We start from the raw sequence: 16,286 nt of genomic DNA on the forward strand, positions 1-16,286 counted from the left end.
AACGTTATGCCCCGCCGAGCTGAGGGACACGAGCGGTCAGCCAATCCGCGAAATCATCCGCCGGCAGCGGCTTGGAGATGAAGTACCCCTGGACGAGGTTGCACCCCTCCTGCCGCAGGTGGAGCAGGGTGTGCTCGTCCTCGACCCCCTCGGCGACGACCATGAGGTCCAGGGCGTGGCCGAGCTGCACGGCCGAGCGGACCACCGCCCGGTCGCGATGGTCGACGGCGATGCGCTGCACGAACGAGCGGTCGATCTTCACCTCGTGGATCGGCAGCTCGCGCAGGCGGCCCAGCGAGGAGTACCCGGTGCCGAAGTCGTCGATGGCGAGCTTGACCCCGAGCGCGTGCAGCCGGTCGAGGATCGCCAGCGCGCCGGTCGGGTCGGCCATGATGCTGCTCTCGGTGATCTCCAGCGTGAGCGCGCTGGCCGGGACGCCGGCCTGGCCGAGCAGGCGGGCGACGATGTCCGGCAGGTCCGGCTCCTGCAGGCTGCTCGGCGAGAGGTTGACCGCGACGTGGATGTCGTGGCCCATCCGCCGCCAGGTGGCGCAGCGGCGCAGCGAGACCTCCAGGACGTGCAGGGTCAGCGGGCGGATCAGCCCGGAGTGCTCGGCGAGCGGGATGAACTCGTCCGGCGGCACGAACCCGTGCACCGGGTGGTGCCAGCGGGCCAGCGCCTCGGCGCCGACGACCACGCCGGTCGCCGTCTCGATCTTCGGCTGGAAGACCACCACGATGTCGTGGCGGTGGATCGCCTCGCGCAGGTCGGCGACCATGGCCAGCCGGCGGGGGCTGTTGCGGTCGTCGTCGCTGGTGTAGACGCGCACGCCGGTGTGGCTGGTCTTGGCCACGTACATCGCCACGTCCGCCCGCTGGATGAGCGTCTTTGCGTCGCGGCCGTGCTCGGGCGCGAGGGCCACGCCGATGCTGACCCTTGCGTTCAGGCGCAGGTGCCCGATCGGGATCGGCTGCTCCATCGCCGCGTCGATGTCGTCGGCGATGGCCACCGCGACCTCGCGGGTGCGGGTGCCCGGCAGCAGTACCGCGAACTCGTCCCCGCCGAAGCGGGCCACCGTGCCGCGCTCGCCCAGCCGCTCCTGCAGCCGCTCGCCGACCTGGCGCAGCAGCTGGTCGCCGACGTCGTGGCCGAGGGCGTCGTTGACGTCCTTGAACCGGTCCAGGTCCATGAGCAGCACGGCCAGCGGGGTGCCGGCCGCGCTGAGCTCGTCGATGAGCGCCTGGAAGCGCTGCCGGTTGGGCAGGCCGGTCAGCGGGTCGTAGAGGGCCAGCCGCTCCTTCTGGGCGACCTCCCGGCGCAGCTCGTCGAGCAGGCGGGCCTTGGTCAGCGACAGGCTGGCGTGGTTGGCGAGCGCCTGGAACAGCCGCAGCTGCTGCTCGCCGAAGGTCGGGATGTCGGGCAGGCTGTCGGCGACGAGGAGCACGCCGGTGCCGCCGTCGTTCAGCGGTACCGGAACGGCGATCCCGTCCTCGATGGAGCCGATCACGCGGCTGCCCTTGGCCACCAGCACCGGGGTGCCGGAGCGGGCCGGCTGCCACCAGGCGGTGTCGGGCAGGGCGTCGACGTTGCTGATGTCGAGGCGGGCCCGGCCGTGCATGCGCAGCCGGACGAAGGTGCCGTCGTTGCCGGGCACGATCAGCTCGGCGCGCTCGGCCCGCAGCTGGTCGCGGGCCTGCTCGAGCACGATCCGGGCCACGCCGCCGGTGTCCAGCGGGCCGTCGAGCGCGCGGGTGAAGGCGTACAGCTCCTCCACCTCCTGGTGGCCCTGGCTCTGGCGCACGTAGGCCCGGTAGGCGCGGTACGTGACCGCCGAGACGATCGCCAGCAGCGCGATGGCCCGCCGGTCGCGGTCGATCGCAAGCGCGCTGACCAGGCCGATGCTGGTGGTGATGGCGACGAGCGGCATGCCCTGCAGCGCGCCGGGCAGGCGCTTCCACTCGCCGGGGTCGTCGTGCAGGGCGATGACCGCGGTCACGAGGACGGCGGCGATCGCGTCGGAGGCCAGCATGACAATGAGGACGTACAGCCACTCGCGGGGACCGCTGGGCAGCGCCGGCCCCGACAGCGTCCGCAGCAGGACCGCGGCCGCCGTGGTCTGCACCCCGAGCAGCGCGACGTTGAAGCCGAGCTTGACGCCGCGCTGGCGGCGCAGCCCGGCCAGGCCGATGATGCCGCCGATCAGCCGCACGCACAGCAGCAGCGTGGCGTCGACCGACAGCAGCCCGAGGACCATCGGGATCTCGCTGAGACTCATCGCGTGCCCGCCGCGGCGCACCCGCACGTGGACCGCGAACCCCTCGGTCAGCGCGAAGGCGACCACGAGGACCGCCAGCGGTACCGGATCCGGGTTGGCGGGCAGGCCCACATGGCGGATCCGCAACGCGTGCGCCGCGACGGTCGCGACGCCCAGCCAGAAGCTGAGCGCCGCGACCCGGGCATCCGGGCGACTCCACCCACGTGCTCTCTTCATCATCGCCCTGTTTGCGCCGTTTATCCGTTATGTTGGACTACTGCCAGATGGAGGACGACCAGTAGCTTCCACTCCAAGTTCGGCCGCTCCACGTGTTTCCTGACCAAGTTCGACCGCTCCATGTGCGGCCGTCCCACGTGGCGCCGCTCCAGGTGCGCCCGCTCCAGGTGTGCCCGTCCCAGTTGGTGCCGGTCCAGGCGACCGAGGCCCAGCTCTTGCCGGACGAGCCGCTGTTGAGCGTGGTACCGGTCCAGGTGGAGCCGTTCCAGGTGCCGCCGGTCCACGCGGTGCCGGCCGAGGCCGCCGTGGCCCACGTGGTGCCGTTCCAGGTCTTGCCCATGATGTCCTTCTCGCCGGTCAGCATCGTGCCGCTGACCGGGTCGGCCACATGCGCGGTGCCCCGCGAGGCCTCGAGGGTGCCGGTGCCGGTGGACGCCACCCAGTTCTGGGTGGACGCGGCCACGGTCGGGGTCGGCGCCTCGATCGCCTTCTTGATGTTCAGCTCGCCCGCCCCGCGCCCGAGGGCCACGGCGTTGGGCATCGCGTCCGCGGTGCTCGTGAGCAGTTTCTTCACCTGGTCCGGGGTCAGCGTCGGGCGTTGCTGCAGTAGCAGCGCGACCGCGCCGGATGTGATGGCCGCGGCCTGGGAGCTGCCGCTGCCGCGGAAGTAGCGGCCCGTCGTGTCGCCCGGAACCAGCCCGGTCGGGTAGTTCACGTCGACGTACGAGCCGGGGTCGCGCAGGCCGACGATCGAGCGCCCGGGGGAGGTCAGGTCGACGGACCGGGTCGTGTTGCCGCGGCTGCTGAAGTCGGCCACGACGTCGTCGGAGCGGCTGTCGGTGCCCTTGGAGTCCGCGGCGCCGACGGCGATGACGTAGGGGTTCGCCGCCGGCATGGACAGCGCGCTGCGCGTCGTGCCGTCGTTGCCGCCCGACACCACCACGGTGATGCCCTTCTTCCACGCCGACTCGACCGCGTGCGAGAGCGGGTCGAGCCGCTCGTCCTGCGTCGAGTCGGTGCCGAAGGACAGGTTCAGCACCTTGATGTTGAGGTTGGCGTCGTTGCGGTGGGCGACCACCCAGTCGATGCCGGCGATCACCTGCGACACGTCGGTCGCCCCGTCGGCCGCGGCCACCTTCACGCTGATGAGCGTGGAGGTCGGCGCCATGCCGGTGAAGTTGCTCGGGTCGGTCACGGTCGTCAGGTTGGTGCCGGGGTCACGGCCGGCGATCAGGCCGGCCATGTGGGTGCCGTGGCCGAACGTGTCCACGTATCGCAGGTTCGGCGCCTGCGACTCGAATGACAGGTCGGGACCGTTGATGATGCGGCCGTCGTTCAGGCCGGTCACCGGCGACACGCCGGAGTCGATCAGGGCCACGCCGATGCCCGTGCCGCCGAGGAGGTGGCCGCCGGTGTCCGTCTTCTTCCACACGTCGAGGGCGCCGGTGGCGCGAACGACGCTGAACATCGAGTTGGCGTCGCCGTCCGCGCGCCATGTGCTGGCCTCGAGGGCCACCTTTCCGTCGACGGTCACGCCCCGCACGCCGGGCGCGGTCTTGAGTGCTGAGATGTGCTGGCTCGGTACTTCGGCCACGAAGCCGTCCACGACGGCCAACGGTCGGCCGACCGTGCCGCCGGCGCGTTGAACCGCGAGGGCGGCGGCGTCCGCGTCGTCGTACTCGACGATGACGCGGGTCAAATCGGCGCTGGCTGCCGCCGGAGTGGCGGCGACCGCCGGCACGCCCGGCGTGACCGCACCGGCCGCGATTGCGAGGATCGCGGCGGACGCGGCACCCAGTGCGGTCCGGTATCTGCTCGGCATGCGGGCCCCTTCCATGGGTCGATGACTCGCCGTGATCCATGGTTGGGCAGCCGGTAGCCGAGTGTTGTCAACAGGTCGGGCATATCTTGCTCACGGTGCGTGATCGAGAGCACCTTCGCTAATTTGTTTTATCCGGCAAATCCGCAGTTGTACGCCGGATGGCCCCCGGACCGGGCTGCGGCACGACGTCCCGCGGCGCGACGTCGACGTGGCCGTGCTCGCACATGAGGGTGGCGTGGACCTCAGCCCCGCAGCCGCGGTGGACGGTCTGCAGCGGCGGCCCGCCGGGGTCGGCGAGGTAGCGGTCGCCCCACTCGCGCACGGCGACCAGCAGCGGATAGAGGTCGAAGCCCTTCTCCGTCAGCCGGTACTCCTCGCGGGCCCGGGACCCCGGCTCGCGGTAGGGCACGCGGCGCAGCACCCCGTGCTCGACCAGCAGGGCGAGCCGGTTGGTGAGCACCTGGCGCGGGATGTTCGTGCGTTCGCGCATGTCGTCGAAGCGGAAGATCCCGTTGAACACCTCGCGCAGCACAACGATCGTCCACCGCTCGCCGAGGATCGCCATCGCCCGCCCGATCGTGCAGTTGTCGACCGACCACTCGAGTGCCCTGGGTCTCATGCCGCCAGGCTAGCGCCGAGCTGGGTCTTATTGACAGATCCAGGGTGAGCCGGAGAGGCTGGGTTCATGACGCAGACCGAGGCGGACCTCCGCCAGCGCACGTTCTCGTGGTCGGACCCGATGCTCAACGCCGCCGAGGTCGGCCGCCGCTCGGGCCTTGAGCTGCTGCAGGCGATGTCGCGCGGCGAGCTGCCGGCGCCGCCCATCATGCACCTGCTGGGCACCGGCGGGCTCGAGGCCGAGGAGGGGCGCGTGGTGGTGACGCTGGAGCCGCGGGAGTACCACTACAACCCCCTCGGCACCGTGCACGGCGGGGTGCTCGCGACGCTGCTGGACACCGCCACGGGCTGTGCGGTGCACTCGACGCTTCCGGCCGGCGTGGGGTACACCACCCTGGACCTGACCACCAAGTTCCTGCGCCCGGCGTCGCTCGCGTCCGGGATGCTCACCTGCGAGGGCACGATCATCTCGAAGGGGCGCCGCACCGCCCTGGCCCAGGCCCGGATCACCGACGCCCGCGGCAACCTGGTCGCCCACGCGACCTCGACCTGCATGCTGTTCACAGCCTGACCACAGCCTCCGTTGAAGTAGCCGGAAGGCTCGGGCCGCAGCGTAGGCGGCATGACCACCACGCTGACCCGCCCGGCCGGGCCCACGCGGCACAACCCCGGGGCTCAGCCCGTGCCGAGAGCCGGGGCACCGGCCTGGACCCGCGCGGCGCTGCCGCTGCTCCTCATCGCCACCGGCGTGCTGTACCTGTGGAACCTCTCTGCCTCCGGCTGGGGCAACGCCTTCTACGCGGCGGCCGCCCAGGCCGGCGGCGAGAGCTGGAAGGCGTGGTTCTTCGGCTCCTCGGACGCCTCCAACTTCATCACCGTCGACAAGACGCCGGCCGCGCTGTGGGTCACCGGCCTGTCGGTGCGCCTCTTCGGGCTGAGTTCCTGGAGCGTGCTCGCGCCGCAGGCGCTGATCGGGGTGGCGACGGTCTGGCTGCTGTACATCACCGTCCGGCGCTGGCACGGACCGGCCGCCGGCCTGATCGCCGGTGCGGTGCTCGCCACCACGCCGGTGGCCACGCTGATGTTCCGGTTCAACAACCCGGATGCGCTGCTCATGCTGCTGCTGGTGGCCGGGGTGTACGGCATGATGCGGGCCATCGAGCGGGGCAGCACCTGGTGGCTGCTGTTCGCGGGCTCGATGGTCGGCTTCGGCTTCCTCACCAAGATGCTCCAGGCGCTGCTGGTCGTCCCGGCGTTCGGCCTGGCCTACCTGCTGTTCGCGCCGACCGGCTGGGCGCGCCGGCTGGTGCAGCTGCTCGCGGCCGGCGCCGCGGTGATCGTCTCGGCCGGCTGGTGGGTCGCGATCGTCTCGCTCACCCCGGCCTCCTGGCGCCCCTACGTCGGCGGGTCGCAGACGAACTCGATCCTCGAGCTGACGCTGGGGTACAACGGCTTCGGCCGGCTGACCGGCAACGAGACCGGCAGCGTCGGCGGCGGTGGCGGCAACGGCGGCGGCTGGGGCGCGACCGGCTGGTCGCGCCTGCTCGACGGCCAGACCGGCGGCCAGGCCTCCTGGCTGCTGCCGGCCGCGCTGATCCTGACCGTCGCCGGCCTGTACTTCTCCACCCGCAGGGCGGCCTACGTGCTGTGGGGCGGCTGGCTGGTCACCACCGTCGTGGTCTTCAGCTACATGCAGGGCATCTTCCACGACTACTACACGGTGGCCCTGGCCCCGGCGATCGGTGCGCTGGCCGGCATGGGCGCGGCGACCCTGTGGCGGCGCCGGTCCGACCTCTACGCCCAGCTCGTGCTCGGCGGCAGCGTCGCCATCACGGCGGTGTGGTCGTACCTGCTGCTGGACCGGGCCACCGGCTTCCACCCGTGGCTGCGGATCGCGGTGCTCACCGCGGGCGGCATCGGCGCCGCCGGCCTGCTGCTCAGCCAGCAGATCGGCCGGCGGCTGCGGCTGGTCGCGGTGGCCCTGGCCCTCTTCGCGGTCCTGGGCGGCCCGCTCGCCTACTCGCTGGACACGGCGGCGACCGCGCACACCGGCTCGATCGTCACCGCCGGCCCCGCGGTCGCGGGCGGCTCGGGCGGCTTCGGCGGCGGCGGTGGACGCTTCAACGGCACGCCGCCCGGTGGCTTCGCCCGCGGCGGCATGGGCGGCGGCGGCATGGGCGGTCTTCTCAATGCGACCACGCCCAGCTCGGAAGTCGTGGCGGCGCTGCAGAAGGACGCGTCGAAGTACGCCTGGGTGGCCGCCGCGGTCGGCTCCAACAACGCCTCGGGCTACCAGCTCGCGACCGAGGAGCCGGTGATGGCGATCGGCGGCTTCAACGGCAGCGACCCGGCCCCGAGCCTGGCGCAGTTCCAGCAGTACGTGAAGCAGGGAAAGATCCACTACTTCATCGGCGGCTCGGGGTTCGGCGGTCGCAGCAACGGCGGCAGCAGCGTGAGCGCCGAGATCGCCGACTGGGTCGCGGCCAACTACACGGCCCGGACGATCGGCAACACGACGCTCTACGACCTGACCGCTTAAACGTTCCGGGTGCTTCGGGGGCCGTCCAGGCCCCACGAAGTGATTTTCGTGGGCGTGATCCGGATGATTTCCCGCGACATGTGGGGAATCGGCGGATCCTGATCGGTCAGCGCCTCCGCCGTGCCGCGGATCTCGATGCCCCGGACCGTCCACGGGTCGACCGACGCCAGGTCGTCCACGACGAGCGCGGCCGTGCTGCCGCGCTGAACGTTGCGGAACTTCTTGGTTGCGCCCATGGCGCCACCGCCGATGACGATCGCCCCGCTGTCGCCCTCGAGGAAGAAGCCGACGGGGTTGTTCTGCACCTGCCCGTCGGGCGAGACGGTGGCCAGCCGCCCGAGCCGCTGCGTGGCCAGGTAATCGAGCTCTGCCTGGGTGAACACCATGGGCCAACTGTATTCACAGGCGGGCCACAGGTTCGCCGGAAGGTGCCGGAAGGTGCCGGCCCGACCTTGGTTTCCATGAGCACTGAGACGCTTCCTCGCGCCACCGGCACCGGCGACCGCGCGAGCGCCGCCGTCCTCGACGTCGTGATCCCGGTCTACAACGAGGAGGCCGACCTCGCGCCCTGCGTCCGCCGGCTGCACCGGCACCTGAGCGAGAGCTTCCCGTACCCCTTTCGGATCACCGTCGCCGACAACGCCAGCACCGACGCCACGCCCGCGGTCGCGACCGCGCTCAGCATCGAGCTCCCCGGCGTCGAGGTGCTCCGCCTGGCCGAGAAGGGCCGCGGCCGGGCGCTGAAGCGGGCATGGTCGGCCTCGGACGCGCCGGTGCTCGCCTACATGGACGTCGACCTCAGCACCGACCTCAACGCGCTGCTCCCGCTCGTCGCGCCGCTGCTGTCGGGCCACTCCGACCTCTCCATCGGCAGCCGCCTGGCCCGCGGCTCGCGCGTCGTGCGGGGCCCGAAGCGCGAGTTCATCTCCCGCAGCTACAACCGCGTCCTGCGTACCGCCCTGAGCGCCCGCTTCTCCGACGCCCAGTGCGGCTTCAAGGCCATCCGCCGCGACGTCGCCGAGCAGCTGCTCCCCCTCGTCGAGGACACCGGCTGGTTCTTCGACACCGAGCTGCTGGTCCTGGCGCAGCGGGCCGGCCTGCGCATCCACGAGGTCCCGGTCGACTGGATCGACGACCCCGACAGCCGGGTGGACATCGTCGCGACCGCGCTGGCCGACCTTCGCGGCATCGCCCGCCTGGGCCGCGCCCTGTTCACCGGCAAGCTCCCCCTGGCCGCGCTGCGCAGCCGCTTCGGCCGCGCCCCGCTGGTCGAGGGCGTGCCGGCCGGGATGCTGCCGCAGCTGCTGCGCTTCGGCGGCATCGGCATCCTCTCGACGATCGCCTTCCTGGGCCTTTACGCCCTGCTGCGGCCCGCGGCGGGCGCCCAGGCCGCGAACTTCGTCGCGCTGCTCACGACGGCGATCGCGAACACCGCGCTGAACCGCCGGCTGACGTTCGCGATCCGGGGCACCGAGGGCGCCGTACGGCATCAGGTCCAGGGTTTGATCCTTTTCGCGCTGGGGTGGGCCCTGAACGCGGCGGCGCTGGCGTCGCTGAACGTCGCGGCGCCGTCGCACACCCACCTGGCCGAGCTGTCGGTCCTGCTGCTGGCCAACGCGGTGACGACGCTGCTCCGCTTCGTCCTGATGCGCGTCTGGGTCTTTCGCCGGGCGTGACTCGCCCTCGCCGCGATAAGCCGGCGTCCCGCTCGAGCTGTCTGCCGGTCCCGCGCTCGATCAATTCGTCGGGCTCTTGTTTGTCGGACGGCCGGCTCACGCCGTCGGGCGGCGGCCCGCTCACGTCGCCGACGGCCCGCTCACGATATGTCGGGCGCTGACGCGCCACGACATATCGGACTTATCAGCATTTAGCGGGGCCCAGGCTTTTCGGACAAAGTTCGTCAAGTCTGACACGCCGGAGTCGCCCGCACGATACCGTCAAACGTGGTGAAAGCGGGATTTCTTCATGAAGTGCGCGACGGCGTCACGCCGCGCGCCGGTGCGCTGGTCCTCGCGGTCCTCGCCCTCCAGCTGGCCTTCATCGGCAGCTACATAGGCGCGTTCCACGAACCGACCCCGCACCGGATTCCTGTGGCCGTCGCCGCGCCGCCCGAGGCGCTCGACGACCTGGTCGGCAAGCTCGACCGGCTGCCCGGCGAGCCGCTGGACGCCCGCGCGGCGTTCAGCGAGGACGCCGCACGCCGGATGATCGACGAGCGCGAGGTGTACGGGGCGTTCATCGTCTCCAACACCGACGCGCCCGACCGGCTCATCATCGCCAGCGCCGCCGGCTCCAGCGTGAGCACGGCGCTGACCCAGATCATCACGCCCCTCGAGGACGCCCAGCAGCGAGCCATGATCACCGAGGACGCCAAGCCGGCCCTCCTCGACGACGCGCGCGGACTGTCGGGGTTCTACCTGGCCCTGGGCTGGGTCGTCGGCGGGTACCTGGTCGCCATCGCGGTCAGCACCAGCAAGGGCTCGCGCCCGGCCAACCCGCATCGGGCGCTCATCCGCCTGTTGTCGCTGGCGGCGTACGCCGCGGTCTCCGGCGTTGGCGGCGCGCTCATCGCGGGCTCGCTCTTCGGCGCACTGGACGGCCACCTGGCGCAGCTGTGGTGGTTCGGCGCCCTGCTGGTCTTCGCGTCGGGCTGCTTCACGATGGCGCTGCAGGCCGCGTTCGGCTTCGTGGGCACGGGCCTGACCATCCTGCTCTTCGTCATCCTGGGCAACCCGAGCGCCGGCGGCGCGTACCCGGCCCCGTTGCTCCCCCCGTTCTGGCGGGCGATCGGCCCCTGGCTCCCGCCGGGCCTGGGCACGGAGGCGATACGCGGCATCGTGTACTTCGACGGCGTCGGCGTGCAGCGATCGGCCATCGTTCTGGGCGGCTACGCGCTCTTCGGCCTGGTCGGCACCCTGCTGGTGGCCCAGATCGCCCAGCCGCGCCAGGTGGTCATCCCGCCGACGCAGGCACTGGTCGCAATCGGCCGCTGACCTGCACGTTCACCCCGAGTCCCGACATGTCGGGCACTCCGTGCCACGACATGTCGGATTTATCTCCTGACAGGCGAAAAATGCGATAAGTCGTGGCGCGCCAGCGCCCGACTTATCGGTTCACGACCACGGGAGGACGGCGGCCTGCGAGCCGTGAAGGCGCCGCGAGCACCGCAGCGCACCGCCGACAGAGGGCCGGCAGTGCACTCGGTTCACGACCACGGGAGGACGGGCGGCCTGCGGGCCGTGAAGGCGCCGCGCCGGCGGCCGACGCACGGGAAACCTTGCCGCAAACAGGCCAGCGCCCGGCTTTATCGGTCCACGGGAAGCCGGTCGTCAACGCGCCAGCGCCCGGCTTCATCGCCCACGGGAAGCCGGTCGTAAACGCGCCAGCGCCCGGCCTATCGGTTCACGACCACCGGAAGGCGGGCGCCCGGCGGGCCGCGAAAGCCGCGATGCCCTCCGTCAGCTCCGCCTCGTCCTGCGGCGGGGGTTCCGAACCGGACAGCACCGCCTTCGTCGCGCGCAACGTCAGTTGCGAACGGGAGGCGATCGTCGATGCCACCTGGTGTACCGCAGAAGCGAGCTCGGCGGCCGGAAACACCGCATCCACCAGGCCCATGCGCTCCGCCGCCCCGGCGTCGATCAGGTCCGCCGTGTAGAGCAGCAGCTTCGTGCGCGACGGGCCGATCAGTGCTGACAGGCGGCGGGTGGTCGACGGCGGGTACACGATGCCGAGCTTCGCCGGGGTCACGCCGAAGCGGCTGTCCGCCGCGGCGAAGCGCAGGTCGCAGGCCACCGCGAGCTGGCAGCCGCCGCCCACGCAGAAGCCCTCGATCCGGGCGATCGTCGGCTTCGGGAACGCCGCCAGCGCCTGCTCGGCCTCGACCGCCAGGCTGGTCTCGCCGGCGCGGGCCAAGGGGGCCGCCTCCGTGATGTCGGCGCCGGCGCAGAACGTGCCGGCGGCGCCGGCCAGGATCAGGACCCGCACCGACGGGTCGGCCGCCAGCGGGGGCAGCAACGTGGGCAACGAACGCCACATCGCGGCGGTCATGGCGTTGCGCTTCGAAGGGTTGGAGATGAGCAGCGTGGCGATCGGGCCGTCCTGGGTCAGGACGAGCTCACCGTTCACCATTCGTGGACGGGGACGTTCGAGTGCATCCTCGGAAGGTACTCCGCCAGCAGTTTGCGCATGGTCACGTCCCGCTCGACCGGGCCGCTGCCCTCGATCGCGTGCACGGCCTCGACCTGCCAGGATGCGCCGTTGCGCTGGGTCAGGCAGCGCTGCTCGATGATGCCGAGCAGGCGGTCGCGCTGGTCCGGGTCCACGCCCCAGTCGTCCAGGCCCTCGTACGCCAGGGGGAGCAGGCGGCGCAGCACGAGCTCCGTCACGGGGACCGAGCCCAGGCCGGGCCAGAAGAGCGCGGCGTCGATGCCGAGGCGGGCCGCGTTGTGGAAGTTCTCCTCCGCGGCGCCGAACGACATCTGCGTCCACACCGGACGGTCCTGGCCGGCCAGGCGATGTACCAGGCCGAAGTAGAACGCCGCGTTGGCCATGTTGTCCACGACCGTCGGGCCGGCCGGCAGGACGCGGTTCTCGACGCGCACGTGGGGGCGGCCGTCGATGACGTCGTAGATGGGGCGGTTCCAGCGGTAGATCGTGCCGTTGTGCAGGCGCAGCTCGCCCAGGCGCGGGATGCCGCCGTCGTCCAGGATCGCGACCGGGTCCTCGTCCTCGCAGATCGGCAGCAGCGCCGGGAAGTACCGCACGTTCTCCTCGAACAGGTCGAAGATCGAGGTGATCCAGCGCTCGCCGAACCAGACCCGCGGGCGCACGCCCTGGCTCTTGAGCTCCTCGGCGCGCGTGTCGGTCGCCTGCTCGAACAGCGGGATGCGGGTCTCGCGCCAGAGCTCCTGCCCGAAGAGGTACGGCGCGTTGGCCCCCAGCGCCACCTGCACGGCGGCGATCGCCTGGGCGGCGTTCCAGTACGCGGCGAAGCGCGGCGGCTCCACCTGAAGGTGAAACTGCACGCTGGTGCACGCCGCCTCGGGCGCGATCGAGTCGCACCGCACGTGGAGGCGCTCGACGCCGTCGATCGCGATGAGCAGATCCTCGCCGCGGGCCGCGAAGATCTGCTCATTCAGCAGTGCGTACCGCGGGTTGGCCGACAACACGTCCGGCGTCAACAGGTCGCGGCGCAGCGTCGGCAGGATCCCGATCATCGCCAGCCGGGTATCGACCTGCGCCGCATGCTGCTCGGCGGCGTTGAGGCTCTCGCGCACCTGCGACTCGAACCGCCCGAGCCCGTCGCCGGCCAGCCGCCGCGGCGGCACGTTGATCTCGATGTTGAACTGGCCGAGCTCGGTGACGAACGCCGGGTCGGCCAGCGCATCGAGCACCCGCTGGTTGCGCAGCGCCGGGTCGTAGGCCTCGTCGACGAGGTTGAGCTCGATCTCGAGCCCGCTCATCCCGTCACCGTCCTCGAACGGCGACTCGGCGAGCATCCGCGCGAAGGCGTCGAGGCATTGACGCACTTTGTCGCGGTACCGCATCCGGTCTTCCCGGCTGAACACGTGCGATTCGACGTCCTTGCCCATGGGATGCCACCTCCGCGCGGGAGAGCCGTCCATCTGGCATACCACGAGTCACGGAATTTTACTCCTGCTCGCTCGGCCATTCGTGCAGGCGGACATTCGGATCATGCAGATCGGGCGCGGTGACCGCGCCGGCCAGGATCGGAACTCGGCAAACCAGGCTGTATGCGGCCCTCCCCGCGAATCGCCGCTGCAGATAGCGGAGATTCGCGGTGCGACGACTGTCGTCGATGGCCGCTCCAATCCTGGCCGGAGGTTCGGTGAAGTTCGCTGGAGTGCCGGGTTGGATGTACTAGGAGACGTTGACCAGGACGACCGCCACCAGTACCGCGATGACGGTCACGCCGACCATGAAGGGCAGCAGCCCCCCGCTGCCCTCCTCGGCCGGCACCTGTACGACCACCACTCTGGGCCGGCGGCTCAGAGTGGTCGCCCCCGCTGCCAGCAGCAGCACCGCGCCGACCACGACGAAGACGGTCAGCACCGGAATCCCCCTCGGTTTCCGGTGCCGACCGCCGCCGAGGACGCACGGGCAACTCGATCTCGCGAGTCGTTTACTCCGCCCTCGCGGAGCGTTAGTTTGTCCATGAGCCATCCCCCTCTCAGCGGGAGCGCTTCAGCGGCGGCTCGTGGTGCCCGACCCGGCCAAGGACTCCGGCACCGCGTGCCCCGTCTGGGTTCGATCGAGACTTGTGGACTTCACTTCGGTTCGGCACTTCAGCGAAACTTCACCTCCCTATGTCACACGGTAGATGCGTGGGAGAGGTCGCACAAGACGTGTCGATGCCTTCCGGTATGCTCTCCGACGCCGTCCGAAGCTCCGCCGATATCGCATGGCGTCCCCGTTCACCCGGGCCATATACTCTGCAGTTGACCGTGAACTGAAGTTTCGGTGAGACAAGGTGGAGGGCTGTGCAGCCAGGAGACGCCACTCCTAACCGCGCGCTCGCGCGGCACCTTCGCGACCTCCGGAAACGGCACTGGCCCGAACTTCAGCAGATCACGCAGAAGCAGCTCGCCGAGGCGCTCGGCGGCGACAAGCCGCTCAGCACGTCGGTCATCTCGTCGTGGGAAAACCCGATCAACCCGGTCGCGCCGCCGGCGCATCGCCTCGCCGGCTACGCCCGCTTCTTCGCCTCCACCCGGTCCGTCGAGACCGACCCCGCCCGGCTGCTCGAGGACGACGAGCTGACCGACGAGGAGCAGGAGGCCGAGCACCGCATCGCCGCCGAGTTGCAGCGGCTGCGCCACGCCGAGGCCGAGGAGACCGCGGCCCGGGGTGGCAACCCGATCAGCGTGCTGAGCGCCGGCGGGGAGATCGAGCTCGCGCCGGGCGATCGCATCGGGGGCGGGACGTGGTACTTCGGGCCCGACGCCAAGCGCATCGTCATCGTCACCGCGCGCCTGCCCGAGCACCTCCGGGCCAACATGCCGTATGCGCACAAGAGCGATCCCGACTACGTCCGGGCGTACACCTACACCGACGTCGACTCGGTGATCGAGCTCTTCGGGCACATCCGCGCCGTCAATCCGCTCGCCGAGGTGCGCATCCGCACCGACGACCGGCTGATCGGCGACGACTACCACAGCCACCTGGTGCTGCTGGGCGGGATCGACTTCAACCCGATCACCCGCGACCTCATCAAGCAGCTCAAGCCGCGCATCAACCAGCAGGCCCGGCTGACCGCGGAGGACAACGGCTGGTTCGAGGTCGACGGAAAGCGCTACGAGCCGGTGGTCGAGGTCGACGAGGAGACCGGGCAGCGCACGCTGGTCGAGGACGTGGCGTACTTTTTCCGCGGTCCAAGCCCCATGAACGTCAAGCGCACCGTAACACTGTGTAATGGAATGTTCGGGCGGGGGACCTACGGTGCGGTTCGGGCGCTCACGGACCGGCAGTTTCGCAACCGCAACGAGGGGTACGTCAAGCAGCGCTTCGGCGCGACCGAGAGCTTCAGCCTGTTGTTCCGTGTCAACGTCTTCGCGGGGGAAACCGTGACTCCGGACTGGACCGTCGCGCATACCCGGCTCCACGAGTGGCCCGACACGCCATGAGCAACGTCGCCACCCAGCGGCTGTCGCACGCCGGCCTCATCCGCAGGCCCGACACGCCCGACAGCGTGGACCGGAAGCTCGACGCCATCATCGTGCCGAGCGCCCGGCCCGCGTCCTCCCTCATCCACGCCGCCTGGCTGGCCGAGGAGCTCAACGTCCCGCTCATGGTGCTGTCGAGCCGCAAGTCGCTGGCCGTCGACGTCGTGCGGAAGATCGAGGACAACACGATCGTCGTCGACGTCGTGGCGGTCGACGTCCGCGCGCCCGTGCGCGGCATGCCCGCGCTCGAGACGGACACGATGTTCAAGGGCACGCCGTTTCACCGGCCGACCGACGTGAGCGTCAAGCGCAACCTCGGCCTGCTGCTGGCCCGCTCGATCGGCTGGCAGCGGGTGATGTTCCTCGACGACGACATCGCCGTGCCCACCGCCCAGGACCTGCACCGGGCCGCGGCCGAGCTGAGCGGCCGGCACGCCGCGGTCGGGCTGCGCATCGGCGGCATGCCGGACAACTCGGTGGTCTGCCACGCCCGGCGGGAGCTCGGCGAGGACCAGGGCACGTTCCTCGGCGGCGGAGCGCTGGCCGTGCCGACCGACATCAACGACGAGGCGTTCTTTCCCAACATCTACAACGAGGACTGGTTCTTCCTCCTCGACAAGACCCACCTCCGCCCGGTCACCGAGGTCGGCGAGGCCAAGCAGCTGCCCTACGACCCGTTCGTCAACCCGGCCCGGGCCCGCGAGGAGGAGCTGGGCGACACCCTCGCCGAGGGCGTCTTCGGCGCGCTGAGCGACTCCGGGAGCATCGAGGACGTGCTCAACGAGGGGTACTGGCGCGACTTCCTCGAGGCCCGCCGCCGCCTGATCACGACGCTGCTCGGAAAGGCCGGCTCGAACCCGCCGATGGTCGAGGCGCTCAAGGCCGCGCGCGGCCGCTCCTACCTGATCGAGCCGCGGGCGTGCGTGCGGTTCCTGCGGGCCTGGCAGCGCGACCAGCTGGTATGGGGCGAGGCCGTCGGCAACCTGCGCACCGGACGCGGAATCGCGGGGGCGCTCAGACATTTCCTCCTCGACCGGTCGGCCACGATCCGCCTCAACCGGACCGGCCGCGCGCCGAAGGAACCGCACCTCCACCAGCAGCGTATGCGCCTGGAGAGGGTCGGTTGAGGGATCG

The 16,286-nt window shown here is 71.0% G+C and carries 13 protein-coding genes; 6 read left to right on the forward strand and 7 right to left on the reverse strand.

Annotated features, from left to right (window positions below):
* Positions 1 to 4: 4 nt before the first annotated feature.
* The 3 genes from ACQEVU_RS47595 to ACQEVU_RS47605 form a co-directional block, all read right to left on the reverse strand.
* Positions 5 to 2,491, reverse strand: coding sequence for a putative bifunctional diguanylate cyclase/phosphodiesterase (locus ACQEVU_RS47595; RefSeq protein WP_433336523.1), 2,487 nt, complete (start codon positions 2,489 to 2,491; stop codon positions 5 to 7).
* A gap of 37 nt (positions 2,492 to 2,528) precedes the next feature.
* Positions 2,529 to 4,313, reverse strand: a complete 1,785-nt coding sequence (locus ACQEVU_RS47600; protein WP_433336525.1) for a S8 family serine peptidase — start codon at positions 4,311 to 4,313, stop codon at positions 2,529 to 2,531.
* Between the two features lie 118 nt (positions 4,314 to 4,431).
* Positions 4,432 to 4,932, reverse strand: coding sequence for a winged helix-turn-helix transcriptional regulator (locus tag ACQEVU_RS47605; protein ID WP_433336527.1), 501 nt, complete (start codon positions 4,930 to 4,932; stop codon positions 4,432 to 4,434).
* A gap of 66 nt (positions 4,933 to 4,998) precedes the next feature.
* On the opposite strand from ACQEVU_RS47605, the gene ACQEVU_RS47610 reads away from it, so the two are divergent.
* Positions 4,999 to 5,502, forward strand: coding sequence for a PaaI family thioesterase (locus ACQEVU_RS47610; protein ID WP_433336529.1), 504 nt, complete (start codon positions 4,999 to 5,001; stop codon positions 5,500 to 5,502).
* A 51-nt stretch (positions 5,503 to 5,553) separates the two neighbouring features.
* Positions 5,554 to 7,470, forward strand: a complete 1,917-nt coding sequence (locus tag ACQEVU_RS47615) for an ArnT family glycosyltransferase (RefSeq protein WP_433336531.1) — start codon at positions 5,554 to 5,556, stop codon at positions 7,468 to 7,470.
* On the opposite strand, the gene ACQEVU_RS47620 is transcribed toward ACQEVU_RS47615, so the two are convergent.
* Positions 7,467 to 7,856 carry a PPOX class F420-dependent oxidoreductase gene (locus ACQEVU_RS47620; RefSeq protein WP_433336533.1) on the reverse strand — a complete coding sequence of 130 codons (390 nt, stop codon included), beginning with the start codon at positions 7,854 to 7,856 and terminating at the stop codon, positions 7,467 to 7,469. The two genes, ACQEVU_RS47615 and ACQEVU_RS47620, sit on opposite strands and share 4 nt — an antisense overlap.
* A gap of 75 nt (positions 7,857 to 7,931) precedes the next feature.
* Here ACQEVU_RS47620 and ACQEVU_RS47625 point away from each other — a divergent pair, with 75 nt between their 5' ends.
* Together ACQEVU_RS47625 and ACQEVU_RS47630 are read left to right on the forward strand one after the other, a co-directional pair.
* Positions 7,932 to 9,146 (forward strand): glycosyltransferase, encoded by a 1,215-nt coding sequence (locus ACQEVU_RS47625; protein WP_433336535.1) that lies wholly within the window; start codon positions 7,932 to 7,934, stop codon positions 9,144 to 9,146.
* Positions 9,147 to 9,440: 294 nt separating this feature from the next.
* Positions 9,441 to 10,463, forward strand: a complete 1,023-nt coding sequence (locus ACQEVU_RS47630; RefSeq protein WP_433336537.1) for a hypothetical protein — start codon at positions 9,441 to 9,443, stop codon at positions 10,461 to 10,463.
* Positions 10,464 to 10,872: 409 nt separating this feature from the next.
* On the opposite strand, the gene ACQEVU_RS47635 is transcribed toward ACQEVU_RS47630, so the two are convergent.
* The 3 genes from ACQEVU_RS47635 to ACQEVU_RS47645 form a co-directional block, all read right to left on the reverse strand.
* Positions 10,873 to 11,598, reverse strand: coding sequence for an enoyl-CoA hydratase/isomerase family protein (locus ACQEVU_RS47635; RefSeq protein WP_433336539.1), 726 nt, complete (start codon positions 11,596 to 11,598; stop codon positions 10,873 to 10,875).
* Positions 11,592 to 13,061 carry a glutamate-cysteine ligase family protein gene (locus tag ACQEVU_RS47640; protein ID WP_433336541.1) on the reverse strand — a complete coding sequence of 490 codons (1,470 nt, stop codon included), beginning with the start codon at positions 13,059 to 13,061 and terminating at the stop codon, positions 11,592 to 11,594. The genes ACQEVU_RS47635 and ACQEVU_RS47640 overlap by 7 nt, the downstream gene beginning before the upstream one ends.
* Before the next feature lie 289 nt (positions 13,062 to 13,350).
* Positions 13,351 to 13,542: a hypothetical protein gene (locus tag ACQEVU_RS47645; protein ID WP_433336543.1), complete on the reverse strand. Its 192-nt coding sequence runs from the start codon at positions 13,540 to 13,542 to the stop codon at positions 13,351 to 13,353.
* Positions 13,543 to 13,970: 428 nt separating this feature from the next.
* Here ACQEVU_RS47645 and ACQEVU_RS47650 point away from each other — a divergent pair, with 428 nt between their 5' ends.
* Together ACQEVU_RS47650 and ACQEVU_RS47655 are read left to right on the forward strand one after the other, a co-directional pair.
* The gene (locus ACQEVU_RS47650; RefSeq protein ID WP_433336545.1) at positions 13,971 to 15,113 is read left to right on the forward strand and encodes a helix-turn-helix domain-containing protein; all 1,143 of its coding nucleotides are present in this window, start codon (positions 13,971 to 13,973) and stop codon (positions 15,111 to 15,113) included.
* Positions 15,110 to 16,279 carry a hypothetical protein gene (locus ACQEVU_RS47655; RefSeq protein ID WP_433336547.1) on the forward strand — a complete coding sequence of 390 codons (1,170 nt, stop codon included), beginning with the start codon at positions 15,110 to 15,112 and terminating at the stop codon, positions 16,277 to 16,279. The genes ACQEVU_RS47650 and ACQEVU_RS47655 overlap by 4 nt, the downstream gene beginning before the upstream one ends.
* Positions 16,280 to 16,286: the final 7 nt, after the last annotated feature.

This window comes from Dactylosporangium sp. CA-139066 (assembly GCF_050936175.1).
In the GTDB taxonomy this organism is placed as follows: domain Bacteria; phylum Actinomycetota; class Actinomycetes; order Mycobacteriales; family Micromonosporaceae; genus Dactylosporangium.

Excerpts from the sequence above, each read along its gene's own strand:
- ACQEVU_RS47595 (WP_433336523.1), bottom strand. The coding sequence starts at position 2,491 with ATGAAGAGAGCACGTGGGTGGAGTCGCCCGGATGCCCGGGTCGCGGCG.
- ACQEVU_RS47600 (WP_433336525.1), bottom strand. The coding sequence starts at position 4,313 with ATGCCGAGCAGATACCGGACCGCACTGGGTGCCGCGTCCGCCGCGATC.
- ACQEVU_RS47605 (WP_433336527.1), bottom strand. The coding sequence starts at position 4,932 with ATGAGACCCAGGGCACTCGAGTGGTCGGTCGACAACTGCACGATCGGG.
- ACQEVU_RS47610 (WP_433336529.1), top strand. The coding sequence starts at position 4,999 with ATGACGCAGACCGAGGCGGACCTCCGCCAGCGCACGTTCTCGTGGTCG.
- ACQEVU_RS47615 (WP_433336531.1), top strand. The coding sequence starts at position 5,554 with ATGACCACCACGCTGACCCGCCCGGCCGGGCCCACGCGGCACAACCCC.
- ACQEVU_RS47620 (WP_433336533.1), bottom strand. The coding sequence starts at position 7,856 with ATGGTGTTCACCCAGGCAGAGCTCGATTACCTGGCCACGCAGCGGCTC.
- ACQEVU_RS47625 (WP_433336535.1), top strand. The coding sequence starts at position 7,932 with ATGAGCACTGAGACGCTTCCTCGCGCCACCGGCACCGGCGACCGCGCG.
- ACQEVU_RS47635 (WP_433336539.1), bottom strand. The coding sequence starts at position 11,598 with ATGGTGAACGGTGAGCTCGTCCTGACCCAGGACGGCCCGATCGCCACG.
- ACQEVU_RS47640 (WP_433336541.1), bottom strand. The coding sequence starts at position 13,061 with ATGGGCAAGGACGTCGAATCGCACGTGTTCAGCCGGGAAGACCGGATG.
- ACQEVU_RS47655 (WP_433336547.1), top strand. The coding sequence starts at position 15,110 with ATGAGCAACGTCGCCACCCAGCGGCTGTCGCACGCCGGCCTCATCCGC.